Annotated in this window: 18 protein-coding genes and 1 tRNA gene; 6 read left to right on the top strand and 13 right to left on the bottom strand. The window is 61.3% G+C overall.

The window, feature by feature from the left end:
* Window positions 1-222: 222 nt before the first annotated feature.
* The 6 genes from ahcY to WA943_RS09065 form a co-directional block, all read right to left on the bottom strand.
* The gene (gene ahcY, locus WA943_RS09090) at window positions 223-1,620 is read right to left on the bottom strand and encodes an adenosylhomocysteinase (protein ID WP_424469553.1); all 1,398 of its coding nucleotides are present in this window, start codon (window positions 1,618-1,620) and stop codon (window positions 223-225) included.
* 170 nt (window positions 1,621-1,790) lie between these two features.
* Window positions 1,791-2,063, bottom strand: coding sequence for an HPr family phosphocarrier protein (locus tag WA943_RS09085; RefSeq protein ID WP_424469552.1), 273 nt, complete (start codon window positions 2,061-2,063; stop codon window positions 1,791-1,793).
* 4 nt (window positions 2,064-2,067) lie between these two features.
* A complete protein-coding gene (locus WA943_RS09080) occupies window positions 2,068-2,475 on the bottom strand; it encodes a PTS sugar transporter subunit IIA (RefSeq protein ID WP_424469551.1) in 408 nt (135 codons plus the stop codon).
* A gap of 127 nt (window positions 2,476-2,602) precedes the next feature.
* The gene (locus WA943_RS09075; RefSeq protein ID WP_424469550.1) at window positions 2,603-3,076 is read right to left on the bottom strand and encodes an HPr kinase/phosphorylase; all 474 of its coding nucleotides are present in this window, start codon (window positions 3,074-3,076) and stop codon (window positions 2,603-2,605) included.
* The gene (locus WA943_RS09070; protein WP_424469549.1) at window positions 3,073-4,974 is read right to left on the bottom strand and encodes a sensor histidine kinase; all 1,902 of its coding nucleotides are present in this window, start codon (window positions 4,972-4,974) and stop codon (window positions 3,073-3,075) included. The genes WA943_RS09075 and WA943_RS09070 overlap by 4 nt, the downstream gene beginning before the upstream one ends.
* Before the next feature lie 6 nt (window positions 4,975-4,980).
* The gene (locus WA943_RS09065; protein ID WP_424469562.1) at window positions 4,981-5,685 is read right to left on the bottom strand and encodes a response regulator transcription factor; all 705 of its coding nucleotides are present in this window, start codon (window positions 5,683-5,685) and stop codon (window positions 4,981-4,983) included.
* Window positions 5,686-5,952: 267 nt separating this feature from the next.
* Between WA943_RS09065 and WA943_RS09060 the strand changes: the two genes are divergently transcribed.
* Both WA943_RS09060 and WA943_RS09055 read left to right on the top strand, forming a co-directional pair.
* Entirely contained in the window at window positions 5,953-7,482 is a 1,530-nt protein-coding gene (locus WA943_RS09060; RefSeq protein WP_424469548.1) for a M20 family peptidase, read from the top strand.
* A gap of 323 nt (window positions 7,483-7,805) precedes the next feature.
* Window positions 7,806-9,419 (top strand): phosphoenolpyruvate carboxykinase, encoded by a 1,614-nt coding sequence (locus tag WA943_RS09055; protein ID WP_424469547.1) that lies wholly within the window; start codon window positions 7,806-7,808, stop codon window positions 9,417-9,419.
* A 58-nt stretch (window positions 9,420-9,477) separates the two neighbouring features.
* On the opposite strand, the gene WA943_RS09050 is transcribed toward WA943_RS09055, so the two are convergent.
* Together WA943_RS09050 and polA are read right to left on the bottom strand one after the other, a co-directional pair.
* Window positions 9,478-9,729, bottom strand: a complete 252-nt coding sequence (locus WA943_RS09050; RefSeq protein WP_424469546.1) for a hypothetical protein — start codon at window positions 9,727-9,729, stop codon at window positions 9,478-9,480.
* A gap of 100 nt (window positions 9,730-9,829) precedes the next feature.
* Window positions 9,830-12,748, bottom strand: coding sequence for a DNA polymerase I (gene polA, locus WA943_RS09045; protein ID WP_424469545.1), 2,919 nt, complete (start codon window positions 12,746-12,748; stop codon window positions 9,830-9,832).
* Between the two features lie 114 nt (window positions 12,749-12,862).
* On the opposite strand from polA, the gene WA943_RS09040 reads away from it, so the two are divergent.
* Complete coding sequence (locus tag WA943_RS09040) at window positions 12,863-13,864, top strand: ABC transporter ATP-binding protein (protein WP_424469544.1); 1,002 nt, start codon at window positions 12,863-12,865, stop codon at window positions 13,862-13,864.
* Here the strand turns inward: WA943_RS09040 and WA943_RS09035 are convergent.
* The gene (locus tag WA943_RS09035; RefSeq protein ID WP_424469543.1) at window positions 13,856-14,356 is read right to left on the bottom strand and encodes a PAS domain-containing protein; all 501 of its coding nucleotides are present in this window, start codon (window positions 14,354-14,356) and stop codon (window positions 13,856-13,858) included. The genes WA943_RS09040 and WA943_RS09035 overlap by 9 nt on opposite strands.
* Before the next feature lie 445 nt (window positions 14,357-14,801).
* Here WA943_RS09035 and WA943_RS09030 point away from each other — a divergent pair.
* The 3 genes from WA943_RS09030 (at window position 14,802) to WA943_RS09020 (ending at window position 17,084) form a co-directional block, all read left to right on the top strand.
* A tRNA-Arg gene (locus tag WA943_RS09030) sits at window positions 14,802-14,878 on the top strand.
* Between the two features lie 432 nt (window positions 14,879-15,310).
* Window positions 15,311-16,141: a 3-methyl-2-oxobutanoate hydroxymethyltransferase gene (gene panB, locus WA943_RS09025; RefSeq protein ID WP_424469542.1), complete on the top strand. Its 831-nt coding sequence runs from the start codon at window positions 15,311-15,313 to the stop codon at window positions 16,139-16,141.
* A gap of 46 nt (window positions 16,142-16,187) precedes the next feature.
* Window positions 16,188-17,084 carry a LysR family transcriptional regulator gene (locus WA943_RS09020; protein WP_424469541.1) on the top strand — a complete coding sequence of 299 codons (897 nt, stop codon included), beginning with the start codon at window positions 16,188-16,190 and terminating at the stop codon, window positions 17,082-17,084.
* Between the two features lie 174 nt (window positions 17,085-17,258).
* Here the strand turns inward: WA943_RS09020 and WA943_RS09015 are convergent, their stop codons facing one another.
* Genes WA943_RS09015 through trbF form a run of 4 tightly spaced genes read right to left on the bottom strand, consistent with a single transcriptional unit; the run spans window position 17,259 to window position 20,432 of the window.
* On the bottom strand, window positions 17,259-17,483 hold the full coding sequence (locus WA943_RS09015; protein ID WP_424469540.1) for a DUF2274 domain-containing protein: 225 nt from the start codon (window positions 17,481-17,483) through the stop codon (window positions 17,259-17,261).
* 2 nt (window positions 17,484-17,485) lie between these two features.
* The gene (locus WA943_RS09010) at window positions 17,486-18,706 is read right to left on the bottom strand and encodes a TrbI/VirB10 family protein (RefSeq protein ID WP_424469539.1); all 1,221 of its coding nucleotides are present in this window, start codon (window positions 18,704-18,706) and stop codon (window positions 17,486-17,488) included.
* A complete protein-coding gene (gene trbG, locus WA943_RS09005; RefSeq protein ID WP_424469538.1) occupies window positions 18,703-19,752 on the bottom strand; it encodes a P-type conjugative transfer protein TrbG in 1,050 nt (349 codons plus the stop codon). Before trbG ends, WA943_RS09010 begins: the two co-directional genes overlap by 4 nt.
* Entirely contained in the window at window positions 19,749-20,432 is a 684-nt protein-coding gene (gene trbF / locus WA943_RS09000; protein WP_424469537.1) for a conjugal transfer protein TrbF, read from the bottom strand. Before trbF ends, trbG begins: the two co-directional genes overlap by 4 nt.
* Window positions 20,433-20,523: the final 91 nt, after the last annotated feature.

Genomic DNA, 20,523 nt, shown 5'->3' with positions numbered 1-20,523 from the left:
CTCATCCCCCGCCTTCCGAGCTTTCGCTTCGGCGGCATCCACTTGTCGATCATATTCCCCTCGCCCCCGAGACGCGGCGGCGTCGCAAATCAGCCTCGCAACCACAGATACTACATGAAGTTTTACAGTGTCGTGAAAAAGGACCGATAGCGGCCATGAAAAAGGCCCGGATTGGACCGGGCCTTTTTGCACAGATGAGAGGTTTTTGACCGAAGACGGACCTCAGTAGCGGTACTGGTCGCCCTTGAACGGACCGTCCTGGCTCACGCCGATATAGGCCGCCTGCTTGTCGGAGAGCTTGGTCAGCTTGACGCCGATCTTGGCCAGATGAAGCATCGCGACCTTTTCGTCGAGGTGCTTGGGAAGCGTATAGACTTCCTTCTTGTACTCGCCGGGCTTCGTCCAAAGCTCGATCTGGGCAAGCGTCTGGTTGGTGAAGGATGCCGACATGACGAAGCTCGGATGGCCCGTGCCGCAGCCGAGATTGACGAGGCGGCCTTCGGCGAGCAGCAGGATGCGCTTGCCGTCGGTGAATTCGATCTCATCGACCTGCGGCTTCACATTGTGCCACTTCAGGTTCTTCAGGGCGCCGACCTGAATTTCGCTGTCAAAATGGCCGATGTTGCAGACGATGGCGCGATCTTTCATCGCGCGCATATGGTCGACGGTGATGACGTCGATGTTGCCTGTCGTCGTCACGAAGATGTCGCCACGCGGTGCGGCTTCTTCCATCGTCGTCACTTCATAACCTTCCATCGCGGCCTGCAGCGCGCAGATCGGATCGATTTCAGTAACGATGACGCGCGCACCTGCGTTGCGGAGCGAAGCGGCGGAGCCCTTGCCCACGTCGCCGAAGCCTGCAACGACGCCGACCTTGCCCGACATCATCACGTCGGTGGCGCGGCGGATGCCGTCGACCAGCGATTCACGGCAGCCATAGAGATTGTCGAACTTCGACTTCGTCACGCTGTCATTGACGTTGATTGCGGGCCAGAGAAGCGTGCCCTTCTTCTGCATTTCGTAAAGGCGATGCACGCCGGTCGTCGTTTCTTCGGTGACGCCGCGCACGCTTTTCGCGATCACGCCGTACCAGCCGGGTTTGTGCTTCAGGCGACGCTTGATCGACGCGTAAAGGATTTCTTCTTCTTCGTTCGAGGCCGTTTCGAGGAAGGCGACATCGCCGCCTTCAGCGCGCAGGCCAAGATGGATGAGCAGCGTCGCGTCGCCGCCATCGTCGAGAATCATGTTCGGTGCGCCGCCATCGGCCCATTCGAAAATGCGGTGGGTATATTCCCAATAATCTTCGAGGCTCTCGCCCTTGATGGCGAAAACGGGGATGCCGCGCGCAGCGATGGCAGCAGCGGCATGGTCCTGCGTCGAATAGATGTTGCAGGACGCCCAGCGAATATCGGCGCCAAGGTCGGCCAGCGTCTCGATCAGCACGGCGGTCTGGATGGTCATGTGGAGCGAACCGGCGATGCGCGCGCCCTTCAGCGGCTGCGCCTTGCCGAATTCGGCGCGGGTCGACATGAGGCCGGGCATTTCGGTCTCGGCGATGTCAATTTCCTTGCGGCCCCAATCCGCGAGGTTGATGTCTTTGATGACGTAATCATTGCTCATAAAACGGGGCTCCTTGTGGGATGGGCGCAAGGGCGCGTGCGCAAGGCGAGCGCGCCGAGTTTCGGGCCTTATACCAGCGGGCAGAGCCGCGAGCAAGGCAGATATAAAGAAATGTTTATATCGTTGTTTGGCAAAAGCCGGGCTGCAAAAGCGCCGCAACCGGATAAGGCTCAGTCCCGCTCGCCAAATCCATCGGAGACAAGGGCTTCCAGCGCATTCAGGGCGGCGTCCGCGTCTTCGCCCTGCGCTTCGATCAGAATGCAGCAGCCGGGCGCGGCGGCAAGCATCATCAGGCCCATAATCGAGGTGCCGGAAACGGAATTTCCGTCCTTCGACACTTTGACGTCGGCCTTGAATTTCTCCGCGCACTGAACGAATTTCGCCGAGGCGCGCGCGTGCAGGCCGCGACTATTGACGATATTCAGGAGACGACTTGGCGCCATTCAATCAGGCCCCGTCGCCCGCGAGCACGCGGCTTGCGATGGAGATGTATTTGCGGCCCGATTCCTGCGCGAGATCGACTGCCCTGCCGAGATCGACCGTGTCGCGAACGCTGGCAAGCTTGATGAGCATGGGCAGATTGACGCCCGCGATCACTTCAACCCTCGCCTTGTCCATGACGGAGATTGCGAGGTTCGAGGGCGTGCCGCCGAACATGTCGGTGAGCAGAATGACGCCATCGCCCTTGTCGACGCTGGCCACCGCGCCAAGGATATCCTTGCGGCGCTGTTCCATATCGTCATCGGGTCCGATGCAGATCGCGGAAACCTGAGCTTGCGCACCGACGACATGTTCCATGGCCGCGACAAACTGGCTGGCCAAGGCGCCGTGCGTTACGAGTACTAGTCCGATCATCCACTACCCTCTTGGCCGTCCCTATACATAACAAGACCGCCGATCCGCGCCCCCGCGGGAAGCGCCGTATGGTGCCTCCAAAGGCATACCGAAACAAGCACGCGGGAAACCATAATTCCGCCAGGGCTCAAGCGCCGTCGCCGAGGCGCCCATCATCGCCGGGGAAACCCCTGCCGGGGATCAAATCGAGCGCGAGACCTACCTTGTCCACGGCTGTCAGGTCAAACCCGTGCAGCGCCAGCAAAGGCAATTCAACGCCGCAAAGCCGTGCAAACTGAGGTTCCGGCAGGCGCGGCACGTCGTCGCGGGGGACGAGATCCACAATAATCGCCACTTCTATGTGGGAGACGGTCGGCATTGTGACAAGGCCGAGGCCACGCAGCTCCAGAAGCCCTGCCAGCGCCGCCGGCGCCCTGGCGACAAGCCGTCCGGCTTCATTGACGAGCCCCACCTGATCGTCGGCAACGAGGCGGGCGTCGCCACGGCCGCGGATCAGGCGAAAGGCGAGATCGGATTTCCCGGTGCCGGAGCGGCCGCGCAGCAGCACGCCCTTGCCACCAAGCGCAACGCAGGTGCCGTGAACGAAGGTCGGCGTGGTCATGTGTGAGCCGGTGCTGGCAATTCGACGGTGAAACGCGCGCCAAGAACGGTGCCATAAGCGTCCCGGTTTTCCGCCCGGATCCGGCCGCCATGCGCTTCGACAATCTGCTCGGAAATGGCGAGGCCGAGCCCGGAATGCTCGCCGAAGCTGTCGGGCCGATCCGTATGGAAGCGGTCGAAGATGCGCTCCATATTGTCGGGTGAAATGCCGGGGCCTTCGTCCTCAACCGTGATGACGATGCGGCCCGGTTCGCGCCGCGCCAGAACATAGACGGTGCCGCCGGGCGGGCTGAAGGATAAGGCATTGTCGATCAGGTTGCGCATGACCTGCCCGAGGCGCATGTCGAAACCCTTGACCACCATGCCCTCGCGACCGAGCGATCCCATATCGATCTCAAGCTTGACCTCGGCAGACCCCGAGACGCCCGTTTGCGTGAAGAGATCGCAGACGGTTTCGAGAAGCGTGGCGACGTTCACTTCTTCCATCTCTTCGCGCGACAGTTCCGCATCGAGGCGCGAGGCATTTGAAATATCGCTGATCAGGCGATCGATGCGGCGCACATCGTCCTGAATGATTTCCATCAGACGGGTCTTGGATTTCTCGTCCTTGGCCAGCGAAAAGGTTTCGATGGCGCTGCGCAGCGAGGTGAGCGGATTTTTCAGCTCATGCGAAACGTCGGCGGCAAAACTCTCGATGGCATCCATGCGACTGTAGAGCGCGTTGGTCATGTCGCGCAGAGCGCCGGACAATTCGCCGATCTCGTCGCGCCTTGTGGTGAAGTCCGGTATCTGCGCGCGGCGCGTTTTCCCACGACGGACAATTTCAGCGGATTCGGCAAGGCGGCGCACCGGCTCCGCGATGGTTCCGGCCAGCACGACCGACAGAAGGATCGTGACGCCGAGCGCAACGAGGAAGACCTGCACGATGGCGAGGCGTTCGGCGCGGACGATCGCGTCAATGTCGCCCCCTTGCGTCGATAGCATCAGCGTGCCGAGCACGGCGCGATAACGCTGGATCGGCACGGCAACCGACACGATCAACTCGCCGCGATCGTTCACGCGCTCCATGCTCGAGGGCAGCCCGGTCAAAGCGCGTGAGACTTCGCTGTAAATCGAGCCGTTCTGACTGCCCGCCTCACGATAGCGCTCAAGATCGCGACCGGGCAGAAGCCCCAGCAGGCTATCGGCAATTCGGCCAAGCGGGCCGCGCCTGTCCGTTCCTGCAGGCGGCGGCAATTCGAAGGCGACGATCTGGCTCGATGCCGTCAGCTGGCGCGAATCCAGAATGAGCCAGCCGTCCTTGTCATAGAGACGCGCGCGCGTCTGCGTCGGCAGAACGAGACGGCGCAAGATCGGCGCAGCGTTTTCAGGAATGATCGGCAGTTCGTTTTCGGCCGTTTCGTCGTCCATGTCGCCGCGCGCATCGCCGAGCATCGGGCGCAAGGGGCGAATATCCAGCGGCTTGCCGCGCCTGCGCTCCAGCGGATCGATGAGCTGGGCTTCCTGTGCCGATGTAGCGCTTTCGGCGATTGCACCGGCAATGATTTCCGCTTGCGTCAACAGGCTCTGGCGGCGCGCGTCGATCAGGCCTTCGCGGAACTGGTTGAGATAGAGAACGCCGCTGACGAGCACGCAAAGGCCGACAACGTTGAAAACGACAATGCGGCGCGTGAGACTTGAAAATCGACCACGCAGGAGAAAGCTGCGAAAGGCCGCAAAGAGACGCGCGATCAGCGCCTCGATCATGCGACGGGCTTGCGAGAGACGTATGGCGATGCTTTCAGGCGCGTGTCTTGCCATGCGCTCTTTGCCCGAAACGCCCTGCTCATGCAAAGCGCCCTGCTCGTCGCGCTCCGCGAACGGAGCGCTTGATGTCTCTTGCTCCGTCACACTCGCCATCGCTGCCTAGCTTTCGCGGTAGCGGTAACCGACGCCGTAAAGTGTCTCGATGGCGTCGAAATCGTCGTCGACTTCCTTGAACTTCTTGCGCAGGCGCTTGATGTGGCTATCGATGGTGCGATCGTCGACATAGACCTGATCGTCATAGGCCGCGTCCATCAGGCTGTCGCGGCTTTTGACATAGCCCGGACGCTGCGCCAGCGCCTGCAGGATCAGGAATTCGGTTACGGTCAGCACAACCGGCTTGCCGTTCCAGGTGCAGGAATGGCGCTCGGGATCGAGCACCAGCGGCCCGCGCTCCAGCACGATTTTCTCAGCGCCGCCTTCGGGCGATGCGCCTTCGACCTTCGGCGCGACGCGGCGCAGCACCGCCTTCACGCGCTCGACGAGGAGACGCTGGGAGAAGGGCTTCGTGATGTAATCGTCGGCGCCCATCTTCAGGCCGAAGAGTTCGTCGATCTCATCATCCTTGGAGGTCAGGAAAATCACCGGCAGATCGGACTTCTGCCGCAGACGCCGCAAAAGCTCCATGCCATCCATGCGCGGCATCTTGATGTCGAAAACGGCAACATCCGGCGGATTGATGGTGAGGCCGGCCAGAGCCGCCGCGCCATCAGTATATGTCTGCACATGATAGCCCTCGGCCTCGAGCGCCATGCTCACCGAAGTCAAAATATTGCGATCGTCGTCAACCAGCGCGATGGTTGGCATCTGCCCCCGACCCTTTTGAAGAGCGTTTTTTCCAGCCTCGTCCATCCGCAATCCCTCAAGCATTCACATGCTCCTGCCAATCGCCGCACGGCGGACAGGCTTAGGGTCGCTTTTGGCCTAAAATGTGGCGGTAGTATAAGCGCTTGGCGCAGACCACGCTATGCTTGGTGCCCATAATGCCGGGACGACCGGAAAGGGCAGGCTCCAAAGCGGGGCGCATGGCAGATTTTGGGCGGCCGGAATGGCGGCATAAGAGGGGGAGCGAAGATGAAGCGGACCGGATTGGCGATATTGGGGACTATCGGCGGCGCCCTTGTGGTGCTGACGGCCGTTGTGGTTGGCCGGGCGCTGATGCTTGACCTGCCGCCACCGGCAAGCACGGCCACCCGCAGCGCACCTGCCTCGGCGGAGGAGACGGCGCGCGCGGCCTCAAGTCTCAGCGAAGCGATCAGGCTTAAAACAATTTCCTACCAGCGCGGCCTCGATAGCGAGGAGACACGCGCCTCTGCCGCCGCATTGGTCGCCTTTCGCGAGTTCATCGCCTCGCGCTATCCCGCCTTCAGCCGCAGCACGACGCGCGAGATCGTCAGCGGGTACAGCCTGCTTTTCACATGGGAAGGCAGCGATCCGAAGCTCGAGCCGGTTCTGCTCATGTCTCACATGGATGTGGTGCCCGTGGTGCCGGGCACGGAGAGCCAATGGACACATGCGCCTTTCGCGGGCGAGGTTGCCGACGGCTTTGTCTGGGGGCGCGGCGCGATTGACTGCAAGGGATCGCTGATCGCCATGCTTGAAGCGGCGGAAAGCCTTGCGGCGCAGGGGTTCCGGCCAAAACGGACCATCATGTTCGCCTTCGGCCATGACGAGGAAATCAGCGGCCTTGAAGGCAACAAGAAGATTGCCGAGATGCTCGCCGCGCGCGGCGTCAAACTCGCCTTCGTCAGCGATGAGGGCGGCATGATGACGGAAGGCGTCGTGAGCGGCATCGCAACGCCCGTGGCGCTGATCGGGGTAGCGGAAAAGGGTTACCTCACGATCGAGCTTACCGCCCATGCGGCGGGCGGCCATTCCTCGATGCCGCCGCATCAGGAAGATACGGCTGTGGGCAAGCTCATCGGCGCAATGACGCGCGTCGGCGACGCGCCTTTCGACAGCGCCATTGATGGGCCGACGCGGGCCATGCTCGATGCCTTCGCCCCGGCCATGCCGTTCGGGCGCAAGCTCGTTTTCGCCAATCTCTGGCTTTTCAAGCCGCTGGTCACCCAGATCATGCAGACAAACCCCGGAACGGCAGCGCAGATCCAGACCACCATCGCGCCGACCATGCTGAAAGCGGGCGTGAAGGAAAACGTGCTGCCGCCCGAGGCCGAGGGGGTGATCAATTTCCGCCTTCATCCGCGCGACACCATGAAAGGTGTCGTGGAGCACGTGACCCATGCCGTCGACGACAAGGACGTCAAGATCGAGGTTCTGCCCGGCGCACGCGAGGCGTCGCGCGTCTCCAACATGAAGGGACCAGCCTATGAACTGCTGCACAAGATCGTGGCCGAAAGCTTCCCCGATGCCCTTATCGCCCCGAACCTGACCGTTGCGGGCACCGATTCCCGCCATTACCTGCCGCTTACCGACAATGTTTTCCGTTTCGTGCCCTTGCGGGTCACGGCGGACGAACTGGCCGGGTTTCACGCCACAAATGAGCGCGTCAGGGTCAAAGCCCTTGGGGAAGCCGTCGGATTTTACCGGGCGCTGATGCAAAATCTCGACGATCCGGCACTGGATAGCCACTCGCCGGGCTGATCCGCCCGCCCGGGGATCGGCCAGGGTGCGGCGAAGCGCCCTCCCCTGCGGAAAGACCCTCATCGCACCGTTGCGCTGCCAAGGACGCGCAACTAATGTGCCGGCCTTGGATAAAGAGGCCTCTCCCGGGAGGGCGGGGGTTGCGTTAAGATCGGCTCCAGACCGATAACGGGACGGACCCGAAACGGGAAGAATTCAGTCACACGAAGTGCGCGGCGAGCGGCGGCCACATAAAGGCCCCGAAGATGGGGAATTTTCCCACGCCAGACTGCCGACGAGTTCGGACAGTATGCGCTTCGAGCACAGGACCAAGGAGAGACGGTGTGAAACAGAGCGGGCCTATCATCAGCAAAAATGGCGTGGACAAAAGCGGCTTCAAACATCTGGCCGCCGCGCATTGGAACTACCGCCCCGCCGCGCTTTACGAAGAAGCGATCCGACGTGGTGAAGGCAACGTGGCCGCGAACGGCCCGTTCGTGGTCAAGACCGGCGTTCACACCGGCCGCTCCGCGAAGGACAAGTTCATCGTCCGCGACACCACCACCGAGAACACCGTGTGGTGGGATAACAACAAGTCGATGACGCCCGCAGCCTTCGATCTTCTTCACGCAGACATGCTCAAGCATGCCGAAGGCCGTGAGCTTTTCGTTCAGGATCTCTTTGGCGGCGCCGATCCGGTCCATCGTCTCGCCACCCGCGTCTTCAGCGAATATGCCTGGCACTCGCTCTTCATCCAGAACCTGCTCATCGAGCCCACGGCCGAAGAGCTTGAGAACTTCCTCCCGCAGTTCACGATCATCGACCTGCCGAGCTTCGAGGCAGACCCCGAGAAATACGGCGTGCGCACCGGCACCGTCATCGCCTGCAACTTCGACAAGCGCATCGTCCTGATCGGCGGCACCTCCTATGCCGGCGAAATCAAGAAATCCGTCTTCTCGATGCTGAACTACGACCTGCCCGGCAAGCGCGTCATGCCGATGCATTGCTCGGCAAACGTCGGCCCCGAAGGCGACACGGCAATTTTCTTCGGCCTTTCGGGCACCGGCAAGACGACGCTTTCGGCTGTTGCGAGCCGCACGCTGATCGGCGACGACGAGCACGGCTGGTCGGAAAACGGCGTCTTCAACTTCGAAGGCGGCTGTTATGCGAAGATGATCAAGCTCTCGGCCGAAGCCGAGCCTGAAATCTACGCCGTCACGAAGCGTTTCGGCACCGTGCTCGAAAACGTCGTGATGGACCCCGATACGCGCGAACTCGATCTCGACAGCGCGGCGCTTGCCGAAAACTCCCGCGGCGCCTATCCGCTTTCGTTCATTCCGAATGCGAGCGACACGGGCCGCGCGCCGCACCCCAAGAACATCATCATGCTGACGGCCGATGCCTTCGGCGTTCTGCCTCCCATCGCGAAGCTGACGCCGAGCCAGGCCATGTATCACTTCCTGTCGGGCTACACGGCGAAGGTTGCCGGTACCGAAAAGGGCGTGACCGAGCCGGAAGCGACCTTCTCGACCTGCTTTGGCGGACCGTTCATGTCGCGCCACCCCACGGATTACGGCAACCTGCTGCGTTCGCTCATCGCCGAGCACAAGGTCGATTGCTGGCTCGTGAACACGGGCTGGACGGGCGGCGCATATGGCACTGGCTCGCGCATGCCGATCAAGGCGACGCGCGCCCTGCTCGCCGCTGCACTCGATGGATCGCTTGCCGGTGTTGAATTCCGCCTCGACCCGAACTTCGGTTTCCAGGTTCCGATCAGCGCCCCGGGCGTCGATACGAAAATCCTGAACCCGCGCGACACCTGGGCCGACAAGGCCGCCTATGACGCGCAGGCACAGAAGCTGGTGAAGATGTTCATCGCGAACTTCGCCAAGTTCGAAGACAAGGTCGACCCCGATGTGCGCGCCGCGGCGCCCGCATCGAAGGCCGCCGCTGAATAATTTTCAGCGCAACACACAGCAAAGCCCGGACGGCAACGTCCGGGCTTTTTTGTTGGCGTCATTGCTTGCGGGGCTTGCCGGCGTGAGTGCTGACCCAGGCGGGCGGATCGCTGGCGGGGAATGAATCCCGCAATGTCTCGTCGATCGCCCGCTCTTCACGGTCGAGGCGATCGGATGCCTCTTCTGCTCGCCTTGCATCCGCAGCCGGAGAAGCGACTGTGCTGTTCAGGATCGGCGGATCGCTTGCAGGGAAAGTCCCCCTCAACTCCTCGTCGAGCTTTTTCGTCTTGGCATCAGCCTGTTTTGACATGGCGTACTCCTCTTCAGGTATTAAACGCCTGCACTACAGATAGGTTGCCTCCAGCCCTTTCAAAACGCGCGCGGCAAATAAGCGCGCAATCTCCCTACTCTCAGTGTGCTTCATCCCAGTTCATCGCTGCGCGGGCGTCAACTTCGAGCGGCACGGAAAGCTTCAAGGCCGGTTCCGGCGCGGCGATCATCACCTGCGAAACCAGCGCGCAGGTCTTTTCCGCCTCATTGTCGGGCACCTCGAAAATCAATTCGTCATGCACCTGCAGCAACATGCGCGCGGAGAGCTTCGCCTTTGCGAGCGCATCGGGCATGCGGATCATGGCGCGGCGAATGATATCCGCTGCCGAGCCCTGAATGGGCGCGTTGATCGCGGCGCGCTCCATGAAGCTGCGCTCTGCCGGGTTTTTCGAGTTGATGGCAGGCACATGGACACGGCGGCCGAAGATCGTCTCGATATAGCCCTTGGTATGCGCAACTTCCTTCGTCGCATCCATATAGGCGCGGATGCCGGGGAAGCGCTTGAAGTAGCGATCGATATATTCGCCAGCCTCGCTGCGCGGAATGCCAAGCTGATTGGCGAGGCCGAAGGCCGAAATGCCATAGATGATACCAAAATTGATCGCCTTGGCGCGGCGGCGAACCGCCGGGTCCATGCCATTGACCGGCACGCCGAACATTTCGGATGCCGTCATCGCATGAATGTCGAGGCCGTCGGCAAATGCCTGACGGAGCGAGGCTATGTCGGCAATGTGAGCCAGCAGACGCAATTCGATCTGGCTGTAGTCGGCGGAGATCAGCTTGTTGCCCTTGTCGGCGACGAAGGCCGTGCGAATCTTCCGCCCGTCTTCAGTGCGAACGGGGATGTTTTGCAGATTCGGATCGCTCGACGACAGACGTCCGGTCGTCGTCGAAGCCAGCGAATAGGAGGTGTGGACGCGGCCCGTCTCGGGATGGATGAAGGCAGGCAGCGCGTCGGTGTAAGTGCTTTTCAGCTTGGCAAGGCCGCGCCAATCCAGCACACGTTGCGGCAGATCATGGCCTTGCGCGGCGAGCGCCTCAAGCGCGTCGCTATCCGTCGACCATGCGCCGGTCTTGGTCTTGCGTCCGCCTTCATGACCCATCTTGTCATAGAGAATTTCGCCAAGCTGTTTGGGCGAAGCGATGTTGAAGCGGTGACCGGCGAGGCGATAAATGTCGTCTTCATATTCCGCCATCTTCTGCGCGAAGTCGCCGGAGAGACGCGCCAGCACATTGCGATCGACCTTGATGCCCGCACGCTCCATGTCCATCAGCACCGGCACGAGCGGACGTTCCAGCGTTTCATAGACGGTGGAGCGATGCTCGGCGGCAAGGCGCGGCTTCAGCACATGCCAGAGGCGCAGCGTCACATCGGCATCTTCCGCCGCATAAGCGATGGCTTTTTCCACGGGCACCTGATCGAAGGTGATCTGAGCCTTGCCTGTTCCCGCGACCTCGGAGAATGAAATGGGTTTATGCCCGAGATGCAGCTCGGACAATTCATCCATGCCATGACCGTGAAGGCCCGCATCGAGCGCATAGGACATGAGCATCGTGTCGTCATACGAGGTAAGCGTGAGGCCGTGTTGGGCAAAGACGGTCAGGTCGTATTTGATGTTCTGACCGATCTTCACAACTGACGCGTCCTCAAAGAGAGGCTTCAAGGCGGCCAGCGCATCTCTGGTGGAGAGTTGCGTCGCGCCTGCGCTGTTGTCGAGATCGAGACCGCCGCCGCTTCCATGCAGCAGAGGCACATAACAGGCTTCACCCGGCATCACGCTGAGCGAGAAACCAACGAGGCGCGCCTGCATCGGATCCAGGCTGTCCGTCTCCGTGTCGATTGCCACCACACCGGCCTCGCGCGCGCGCGCGACCCATGCATGAAGTTCCTCAAGCGTCGTCACGCCGATATGTCTGGCCTCATCGAATGGCGGGTTTACATCGGAGCGCGTCGCGCCCGGCACGCCACCGCGTTTGGGCGCCACGTCATTTGCGGGTGTGGATTTCTTCGCAGCCGCCGCTTTTACAGGATGCTCACCCGACGCCTCCACTGCATCGGCATCGATACCCGACTTCGATGCGACGCGTTTCGTCAGCGTCGAAAATTCCATGTCCTTCAGAAAGGCGATGAGGCGTTCGGGATCGGGTGCATGAATGCCCATCTCCTCGACCGGCACATCGATCGGGACATTCTCGTCGAGCGTGACGAGCCGCTTCGATATGCGCGCCTGCTCGGCGAAGTTGATGAGGTTTTCGCGGCGCTTGGGCTGCTTGATTTCAGGCGCGCGGGCGAGAAGCTCTTCGAGATTGCCATATTGGTTGATGAGTTCAGCCGCCGTCTTGAGGCCGATGCCGGGGACGCCGGGAACATTATCCACGCTGTCGCCCGCGAGCGCCTGCACCTCGATCACTTTTTCCGGCGGCACTCCGAATTTCTCGATCACGCCTGCGCGATCGATCGTCTTCATCTTCATCGTGTCGAGCATGTCGACTTCGTCGGTGACAAGCTGCATCAGGTCCTTGTCGGACGAGACGATGGTGACGCGCGCGCCTGCTTCGCGCGCAAGTCGGGCATAAGTCGCGATGAGATCGTCGGCCTCGTAGCCGATCATCTCGATCGAGGGGACGGTGAAAGCGCGCACCGCGTCGCGCACCAGCGAGAATTGCGGACGCAAATCCTCCGGCGGCTCGGGCCGATGGGCCTTGTATTGGGGATAGATGTCGTTGCGGAAGGTTTTGGACGAGGCGTCGAAAATGACGGCGAGATGGGTCGGCTCGAATTCGTCCTTCGTGTCTTCAATGAGCTTGTAGAGCATGTTGCAGAAGCCGGAGACGGCACCCACAGGCAGTCCGTCCGACTTGCGCGTCAATGGCGGAAGGGCATGATAGGCGCGGAAAATATAGCCCGAGCCGTCGACGAGGAAGAGATGATCGCCCTTGCGGAGCGGTCTTGTCCGCGCCGCCTCGGTCGCATTTTTTTCCGTTTCGCTCTTCGCCACGCCTTACGCCTTCCTATATTCACCCAGCAGGGCCCAAGTTTGACCCTGTTCCCCGCCTGATGCTACCAAACCTGCCAGCCTCTTGAGGCCCGCACTTTACAGAAGAGCCGCCGAATGGCCCATACACTTGCCGGCCGCCTGACCCCGGAAACGCCTATGCCATCCGATCCCCTGCCCGTGGCCGAGGGCCGCAACGCCATCGAAGCCCGTAACCTGCGCAAGATTTATCGTGCGGCAGGTGGCCAGCCGGAAAAGGAAGCGCTGAAGGGAATCGATCTTGCCGTTCCGCAAGGCTCGATCTTCGGTCTGCTGGGGCCCAACGGCGCCGGCAAATCGACTTTCATCAATATTCTCGCCGGACTCGTCATGAAGAGCACCGGCTCGGTTTCGGTCTGGGGTTTCGACATCGATGCCAATCCGCGCCAGGCCCGCGCATCCATCGGCGTCGTGCCGCAGGAACTGAGCGTCGATCCGTTTTTCACGCCTGCCGAAGTGCTCGACCTGCAAGCCGGGCTTTACGGCGTGCCAAAGCGCGAGCGCCGCACCATGGAAATCCTCGCCGCGATGGGGCTTGAGGATAAGGCGGACGCCTATGCCCGCACCTTGTCAGGCGGCATGAAGCGCCGCCTGCTTGTCGCCAAGGCAATGGTTCACAATCCGCCGGTGCTTGTGCTCGACGAGCCGACGGCTGGCGTCGACATCGAATTGCGCAAGCAGCTCTGGGACTATGTAAAGGATCTCAATGCGAAGGGCACGACGATTGTGCTGACCACGCATTATCTCGAAGAGGCGGAAGCCCTTTGCGACCGCATCGCGATTATCGACAAGGGCGATGTGGTCGCCTGCGAGCCGACGCCGAAGCTGCTCGCGCGCATCACGGACAAGAAACTCATTATACGGACGGTATCGCCCGTCTCGCCGGTCATGGCAACAATCGACGGTCTTCGCACCGAGATCACGCCGTCCGGCGCGCTCTCCATCCAATACAATCCGCTTGAGGCAAGCGTGATGGAGATTCTCGATCGTGTGCGCAGGTCCGGCGTCGAGATCGTCGATATTTCCACCGAGGAATCTGATCTCGAAGACGTGTTCCTGCAGCTTACCTCGTCACGCTGAGGCGCGCTTCACCAGCTCACCCATCGCCATTTCGACCTTCGTGCCCGCAATCGACAGCGGCAGAAACAGCGCCTCGATTTCGGTGGTCGCGCTATCGGCGGGGAATTCCACGGCGCCATGAAGCCTGAGCGGGCGGCGCAACTCGCAGACGATGCCGAGGACTTTGGCCAGCGCCGAAGCGCCTTTCTCCGACAGGCCGCGATCCAGCGTCCGGCCCGTGAAATCGCCGGCGAAAAGATCGTTCAGCGCCGTTCCCATGAGACGCACATGGAAATGCGCCGGGGAAACGGCAGGCGGCAGCGCGTCGATCAGGAAAACGGTCGGCAAGTGGCTGACAATATCGGCAGGGCTGACGTCGATACGGGCTGGCATGGGCCGTCCGGCGCGTTTACTCGTCCAATAAGCGTGGAGCGCACGCAGGCGGCTATCCTGGAGATTGAGGAGCGGATCGATAAAAAGATCGAAGGGCGAAAGCCTCAGAGGCTCCGACATGAAACGCTACTCTCGCGTGGGGCCTTCCGCCGCGAGGGGCCAGGCTCTTGAACACTTGCAATCTGCTATAGGCGAATTCGCGGTTTCCGCCAAGCTCAGTCCGCAAACCATCGCGGAGCGGCAGCGCGCGCGGGACGACGCCAAAGGACGGCCCCGGATATGACGGGGCGCGGCCCCTATCATCTGGATCGCGGCAAGCCGCCGCCCCGGATTGTCATAGCGAACTCTTTCCTCTAACTTGCGCCCGTTCGGCAGGGTGATCCAGATATCCCCTCCCCGGCACCCGTAGCTCAGCTGGATAGAGCGCTGCCCTCCGAAGGCTGCTGTCAACGGGTGATGGTCGGAAAGAGATGAATAAAAGGAGTTGATTTACAAGGGCTTGCAGGGGACGTCGGTAGAGCTTCCAACTCACAGATTTTCCGCGTAAGCACCGCGTAAGCAACAGGCACCCATAGCTCAGCTGGATAGAGCGCTACCCTCCGAAGGTAGAGGCCTCAGGTTCGAATCCTGATGGGTGCGCCATCTCCCTATGAGATGGCCTTCATCACCGCATCGCTTGCTTGGCAGGCCTCTCCGCCTCCGCCCGCGATCCGGAGTAGGTGGTCAGAAGCGCTAACGCCTACGGCGTTCGTCCAGCGAATGTGGAAGCGCCCTACCTCGATGCATCTGCACGCCGTTAGCAACGGTAGGCACGCCGTAGAATCGGACTTCAGGATTGCCGACCGAAGCCCCCGTCAGCCTGGAGCAGGTTACAGGAGAAATCTAAGGATTGCTCCCTGCGAGGTGGGTCGGCGTGTCGGAAGACCGTAGGTTGGCGCAGAGCCCGATGCGCGAATTCGAACGAGCCTCACAGGCGCAATCAGATAGTTCACTTCCAGAGCGTAAGTGGACTACGAAGGGATTCAACGCTACGGAGGTCAGGCAACATTGTCCACAGTTGGTCGGAGGGGCGACGTGTCAACACATACTCAAAGCGGTAGAACCACCGTACCTAGTATATTAGCCCGAAAGGGCTCTGAGAAGATCGTTTGCTTAACGGCCTACACAAAACCGGTCGCTGAGTTGCTCGACCATCATTGCGATATTCTGCTTGTAGGCGACACGGTTGGTATGGTCCTCCATGGGCTCCCAAGCACCGTCGGGGTTACGCTCGACATGATGGTGTTACATGGTCAGGCGGTGATGCGCGGCAGCCAGCACGCCCTCGTCGTCGTAGATCTTCCGTTTGGCAGCTACGAACGGGGACCAAGCCAAGCTTTCAAGACTGCATCCAAGGTCATGAGAAAAACGGGCTGCCAAGCTGTAAAGGTCGAGGCTGCAGATGGCGTTGCAGAGAGTATCGCCTTCCTGGTGTCGCGGGGTATACCGGTTATGGGCCATGTTGGCCTCCGTCCTCAAGCCACGAATATTGACGGGGGGTTCAAAGCGAAAGGGAAAACAGCCGATGAGAGGGAGCGAGTCTTGGCTGAAGCCCGCGCCGTTGATGAGGCGGGCGCATTCGCTATCGTCGTTGAGGGAGTCGCGCCCGATTTGGCGGATGAAATAACCGCCACCGTCAAAGCACCAACTATTGGAATTGGTGCCTCGCCCAAATGCGATGGGCAAGTTCTGGTGATCGACGACATGCTCGGGCTATTCGATTGGACGCCAAAGTTTGTCCGCAGGTACGCCGACCTAAGGACACTGATTGATCGAGCGGCATTTCAATATGCTGAAGATGTGAGGCTAGGCAAGTTTCCGGCGGAAGCCGAGGTTTATAAGTTGCGGAGTGTCAAGAGATCCTGATTTAGGAAGAGATTCTCGTTACCACAAAAGCGTGTTGCTAGCGGATATGCCTGACGTTCTTCTAGATCTTAGGTTCCTCAAGTATGCGATCTTGGCATCTGAGCAATCGAGTATCCGGCGAGCGTCCGAGCTCTTGGGTGTGTCCCAATCCACTGTGACGCGGCGGATTCAGATTCTGGAGCGAAAAATCGGGTTCCGCATTTTTGAACGCAGCTCACAAGGCGTAAAAGTCACACCAGCAGGATCGAGGTTTTTGCAAGATGCGAAGGTGAGCTCGGACAAGCTCCATGAAGTCGCGTCTTGCGTTAAACTCGACGGCGCTTTGCTATGGGAAATTAAGCTAGGGATCAGCTCTTCTTTGTCTCAAGGTGTGATTCCTGAGCTGATATCTAGATTTCGTTCGTTACGCCCTAACGCGATATTAGAAATTCACGAGGGAGATGAGAGCCAGAATATACGCGGAGTTATGTCTGGGCACTTAGATCTCGCGTTTGTTTCTGGACGGCCTGAGGTGGCGGGGTGCGGTACGTACACGATCTCCGAAGAACCTCTGTACATCGCGCTGCCAATAACACACCCCCTGGCATCTAGGGAAAGGCTGGAATGGAACGAAATAAAAGGTGAGACATATCTTATTGGCCGGAATGGCCGCGGTGAGGCAGCAACGGACCTGCTGACAAGAAAGCTATCCGAATTTGGCTTTCGCCCTACTTTTCAATTTCATAATGTTGGCAGAGAAAACCTTATTAACCTTGTTCGCTTGGGAATGGGTGTTGTTCCTACAGGGCAATCGACAACAGGCATAGAGTATCCTGACATCGCGTTTGTGAGGGTGGGTGATGGTAACGAAAAACTTCCGCTGAGCGCGATGTGGTCGAATATAAATACCAATCCTCTGCTTCGGGGATTTGTTAGCACGTTGAAGCAGACTTGTATAAGATGATCAATCGAGGCTGACGCTGGCGCCAAAGTCGATGCTGGGCGCAACCTACCCGGCTTTGCAGCTCGTCTCCGTCCAAACGGCGGACCGCTTCTGTTGGAGCGTGATCTGGTCCAACAGCAGCACCAACCCGGCTCTGGAGAACCTCACCCGACGCCGGCGACGACACGCGGCAGCCTAGCCCGCCGCCTGGCGGCGGAATTTGGCAAATCCACGGTCGGTAGAGATGAAGCGCTCGAGCATCGGGACGATCAAGCGAACCGGATCGACAGCCGGCTGACCCGCCTCTTGCGCCAGCGCCTGAGCATAAGTGGATAGGTCGCGGTGGAGCTGCGCGGGCAGTTCAACCGTCACCTTGATAGGCTTATCGTCGGTGATCGCGCTAAGCTTCAGGCTCGCCATTCTCATCCTCCGTAGGGTTCGAGTACGATGTCGCGAGTGACGATGACGCGGACGGGAAATCCTGGTCTGATCGTCAGTGTCGGCGCGATGTTGAGTTGGCGGCGGACAATGTCCTGCCCAGCTTGATTGAACGTGTCCTGACCGCCATTGCGAATGGCCCGCAAGAGCCGGTCTTCGTTGTTCACAGCCAGTTCTGCGCCGACGCTGAGCAGCGTCGAGAGGCCGGCCGCCTTGGCGAGATCCCACCAGTGATAGTCGACGCCGTCCTGCAAACCAGCGAAGCCCTCGGCATCGGCGCCGGGCTGACGCTCAAGCACGATCGAGCGTCCATTTGGGAGGATCAGCCGGTTCCAAACGAGCAGCACGCGACTTTGACCGAACTGCACATTGTTGTCGTACTGGCCGATGACACGCGTGCCCTGCGGAACGAGAAGGATGCGGCCGGTCGGGCTGTCGTAGATGTTCTCCGTGACTTGAGCTGTGATTTGGCCCGGAAGGTCGGAACGGATGCCGGTAATCAGTGCGGCGGAGATCACCGCACCGGCCTGCAGGATGTTCGGTGAGACCGGCGCTGCAACCCTATCCGGCGCTACGGTCCTGCGATCTGCCGCCGCGTTGAGAAAGGCGTTCTGGCGGTCCTGCGCGGAAGGTGTCGATGGCGATGGCGCGAGACCGAGGCTGGCAAGGTCGGGTGCTGGCGGCGGCGCGATGGTTGGGGCTGTCGCGCTCGCACCGGCGCGGGTCTCCGTGCCGGGGAACAGCCGACTGGTCCGGGCGGTCTCGATTTCTTGGAGACGCCGCTGTTCCTCCGCACTGACGCCAGGATTCGGCGTGTTGACGTTGGGCGTCGGTACAGGCTGTCCACGATCCTGAGCGCCAACGATCGGCCGGCCGAGATCGCCCGGCAGAGGCGGACCAAGGCGCGGCACGCCGCTGTAATCGCGTGGTAAGCCAGCCAGGCCGTCCGCGGTCGAGCGGTTCTCCGTCGAATACAATTCTTCGTTCGGCCGACCTCCATCGCGGGTCTGAAGGGCGTAGATCAGGGCGCCCCCAAGGCCGACACTGGCGACCAAACCCACGCCCGCGAGAACCTTGCGCGACAGCCGAGTGACACGCGGTGGTTCTGCGCGCAGCCGCATCGGCGCGGCGCTGGCCGGCTCGCCGGTCAGCGGCTGCGCGTCTTCGTCCGGCACTTCCTCTTTCCGGGGCGGGTTCTCGCTCACGAGGTTGGCCTCCCATCGGTACGGGTGATGCGGACGCGCCGCTGACGGTCGCCGGCGCCGAAGCGCAGTTCGGCGGCGGCGAAGAGGCGGTCGACGATCATGTGGTGCCCGCGCACGCGGTAGTTCACCAGTTCGGAGGTATTGCCCTCGGGGCCAACGACGAAGAGCGGCGGCATCTCGCCCTGGACGATGCCGCGCGGGAATTCGATGAAGACCTGACGGCCGTCGTCGAAGGCGCGCAGCGGCCGCCACGGCGCGCGGTCGCCTTCGATCGCATAGCGGAAGTTGACGTTGGCGAGGTCGACCCCGCTCGCCACCGGCTGGGCGGCTTGCGCCTCGGCGTTTTGCCGGCGCAGCGCGATAAGCTGGTCCTGCGGATACTGCCAGGAGACGGAGGCCATATAGGTCCGCTCCGTCGAGCGAAGCTCCATGTGATAGGTGCGCAGGTTGGTGTTGATGACGAGGTTCGTCATCAGGTCGGCCCGCGTGGGCTTCACCAGGATATGGATTTGCCGCGTCGGCCCCGATCCGCTTTCGGTGTCGCCGATGATCCAGCGCACCGTATCGCCGGCGGCGACGGGACCGGCGCCGACGAGCTGCTCGCCAGGCTGGAGCGCGATGTCGGTGATCTGACCGACAGCCGTATAGACCTGATAGAGAGCGCCTTGCGTGAACGGATAGACCTGCATCGAATTGATGAAACCGTCGCGCACCGGCTGGATGCGCGCGGCGGCATTGGCCTGGTTCACCCGCGCGGTCGGGTCAGCCGGCTCGGGTGCGCGCCGCGAAGGCTCCACGCGCTGCAACTGGCCGGGCAGCGGCAGCGGCCTCGGCAGTTCAACCACGGTGACGGGCGCTGGCGGATCGACGGTCTGCACAGCCGGCGCAGCATTGTCGTAGGAGATCTCGGGCGGTGGGTTCGTGGTGGCACAGCCGGCGAGCGCGGTTGTTGCCAGCAGGATCATCGGGATTGCGGCTCTGCGGAGACCCGAGAATACAAGTGTGTGTGAAGCCGGGCTTCCGGCTTTACGGAAAGACGGCTTCATTGCCCAAGCTCCCGTGACCAGTTGATGGCGTTGACGTAGATGCCGAGCGGATTCGCCCTCAGCCGATCGGCGTTGCGGGGAACCTGCACCACGATCGTCAGGATCGCGGTCCAGCGTGTTGTTTCTGCGAGCTGGCCGTTCTCGTAGCGGCGCTCGACCCAGGCGACGCGGAAACTGTCCGGAGAGGCGCGGATGACGCTGGAGACGTCGACGGCGACCTGCTGATGGCCGACCCGCGCGAACGGGTCGTTCGACCGGGCGTAGTCGTTCAGCGCCATTGCGCCGCGATCGGTCGTGAAGTCGTAGGCGCGTAGCCAGTTCTGGCGAACGATGATGGCATCGGCCGGGATGCTGCGGACCTGTTCGATGAAGCGCGCCAGGTGGAAAGCGATCTGCGGATCGGTAGGGCGATAGTCTGCATCAGCGGGTGCGACCGCCTGCGCCTGTCCGAGGCGATCGACCTGCACAACCCATGGCACGATCGTGCCGCGTGCCGACTGCACGACAAGCGCGGTGGCGAAGCCGGCCGACAGAATAAGCGAGCCGAAGGCCATGAGGCGCCAGTTCTTGGCTTGGACGCGCGAGGCGCCGATGCGCTCGTCCCAGACCTGAGCGGCACGCTGGTAGGGTGTCTCTGGTTCGGGGGCCTTGCCGTAATGGGTGGAGGGTCGTTTGAACATCAGCGGTCGCCTTCGGAAAGATTGACGGAAGAGCCGCCGCCATGGGCGTCGCCGGAGCGGACGGCGTGAGCCGTGGCCTGCACGGCGTGGG

This window comes from Parvibaculum sp. (assembly GCF_049651025.1).
Classification (GTDB): domain Bacteria; phylum Pseudomonadota; class Alphaproteobacteria; order Parvibaculales; family Parvibaculaceae; genus Parvibaculum.
The sequence above is the reverse complement of the archived record's forward strand: the minus strand, read 5'-3'. Positions and strand labels throughout refer to the sequence as shown.

Bases quoted from the DNA above. Each gene is read 5' to 3' on its own strand.
- WA943_RS09085 (WP_424469552.1), bottom strand. From the start codon at position 2,063: ATGGCGCCAAGTCGTCTCCTGAATATCGTCAATAGTCGCGGCCTGCAC.
- WA943_RS09080 (WP_424469551.1), bottom strand. From the start codon at position 2,475: ATGATCGGACTAGTACTCGTAACGCACGGCGCCTTGGCCAGCCAGTTT.
- WA943_RS09015 (WP_424469540.1), bottom strand. From the start codon at position 17,483: ATGGCGAGCCTGAAGCTTAGCGCGATCACCGACGATAAGCCTATCAAG.
- WA943_RS09035 (WP_424469543.1), bottom strand. From the start codon at position 14,356: ATGTCGGAGCCTCTGAGGCTTTCGCCCTTCGATCTTTTTATCGATCCG.
- WA943_RS09065 (WP_424469562.1), bottom strand. From the start codon at position 5,685: ATGCCAACCATCGCGCTGGTTGACGACGATCGCAATATTTTGACTTCG.
- WA943_RS09075 (WP_424469550.1), bottom strand. From the start codon at position 3,076: ATGACCACGCCGACCTTCGTTCACGGCACCTGCGTTGCGCTTGGTGGC.
- trbG (WP_424469538.1), bottom strand. From the start codon at position 19,752: ATGAAGCCGTCTTTCCGTAAAGCCGGAAGCCCGGCTTCACACACACTT.
- trbF (WP_424469537.1), bottom strand. From the start codon at position 20,432: ATGTTCAAACGACCCTCCACCCATTACGGCAAGGCCCCCGAACCAGAG.
- WA943_RS09070 (WP_424469549.1), bottom strand. From the start codon at position 4,974: ATGGCGAGTGTGACGGAGCAAGAGACATCAAGCGCTCCGTTCGCGGAG.
- WA943_RS09040 (WP_424469544.1), top strand. From the start codon at position 12,863: ATGGCCCATACACTTGCCGGCCGCCTGACCCCGGAAACGCCTATGCCA.
- ahcY (WP_424469553.1), bottom strand. From the start codon at position 1,620: ATGAGCAATGATTACGTCATCAAAGACATCAACCTCGCGGATTGGGGC.
- WA943_RS09060 (WP_424469548.1), top strand. From the start codon at position 5,953: ATGAAGCGGACCGGATTGGCGATATTGGGGACTATCGGCGGCGCCCTT.
- WA943_RS09020 (WP_424469541.1), top strand. From the start codon at position 16,188: ATGCCTGACGTTCTTCTAGATCTTAGGTTCCTCAAGTATGCGATCTTG.
- WA943_RS09050 (WP_424469546.1), bottom strand. From the start codon at position 9,729: ATGTCAAAACAGGCTGATGCCAAGACGAAAAAGCTCGACGAGGAGTTG.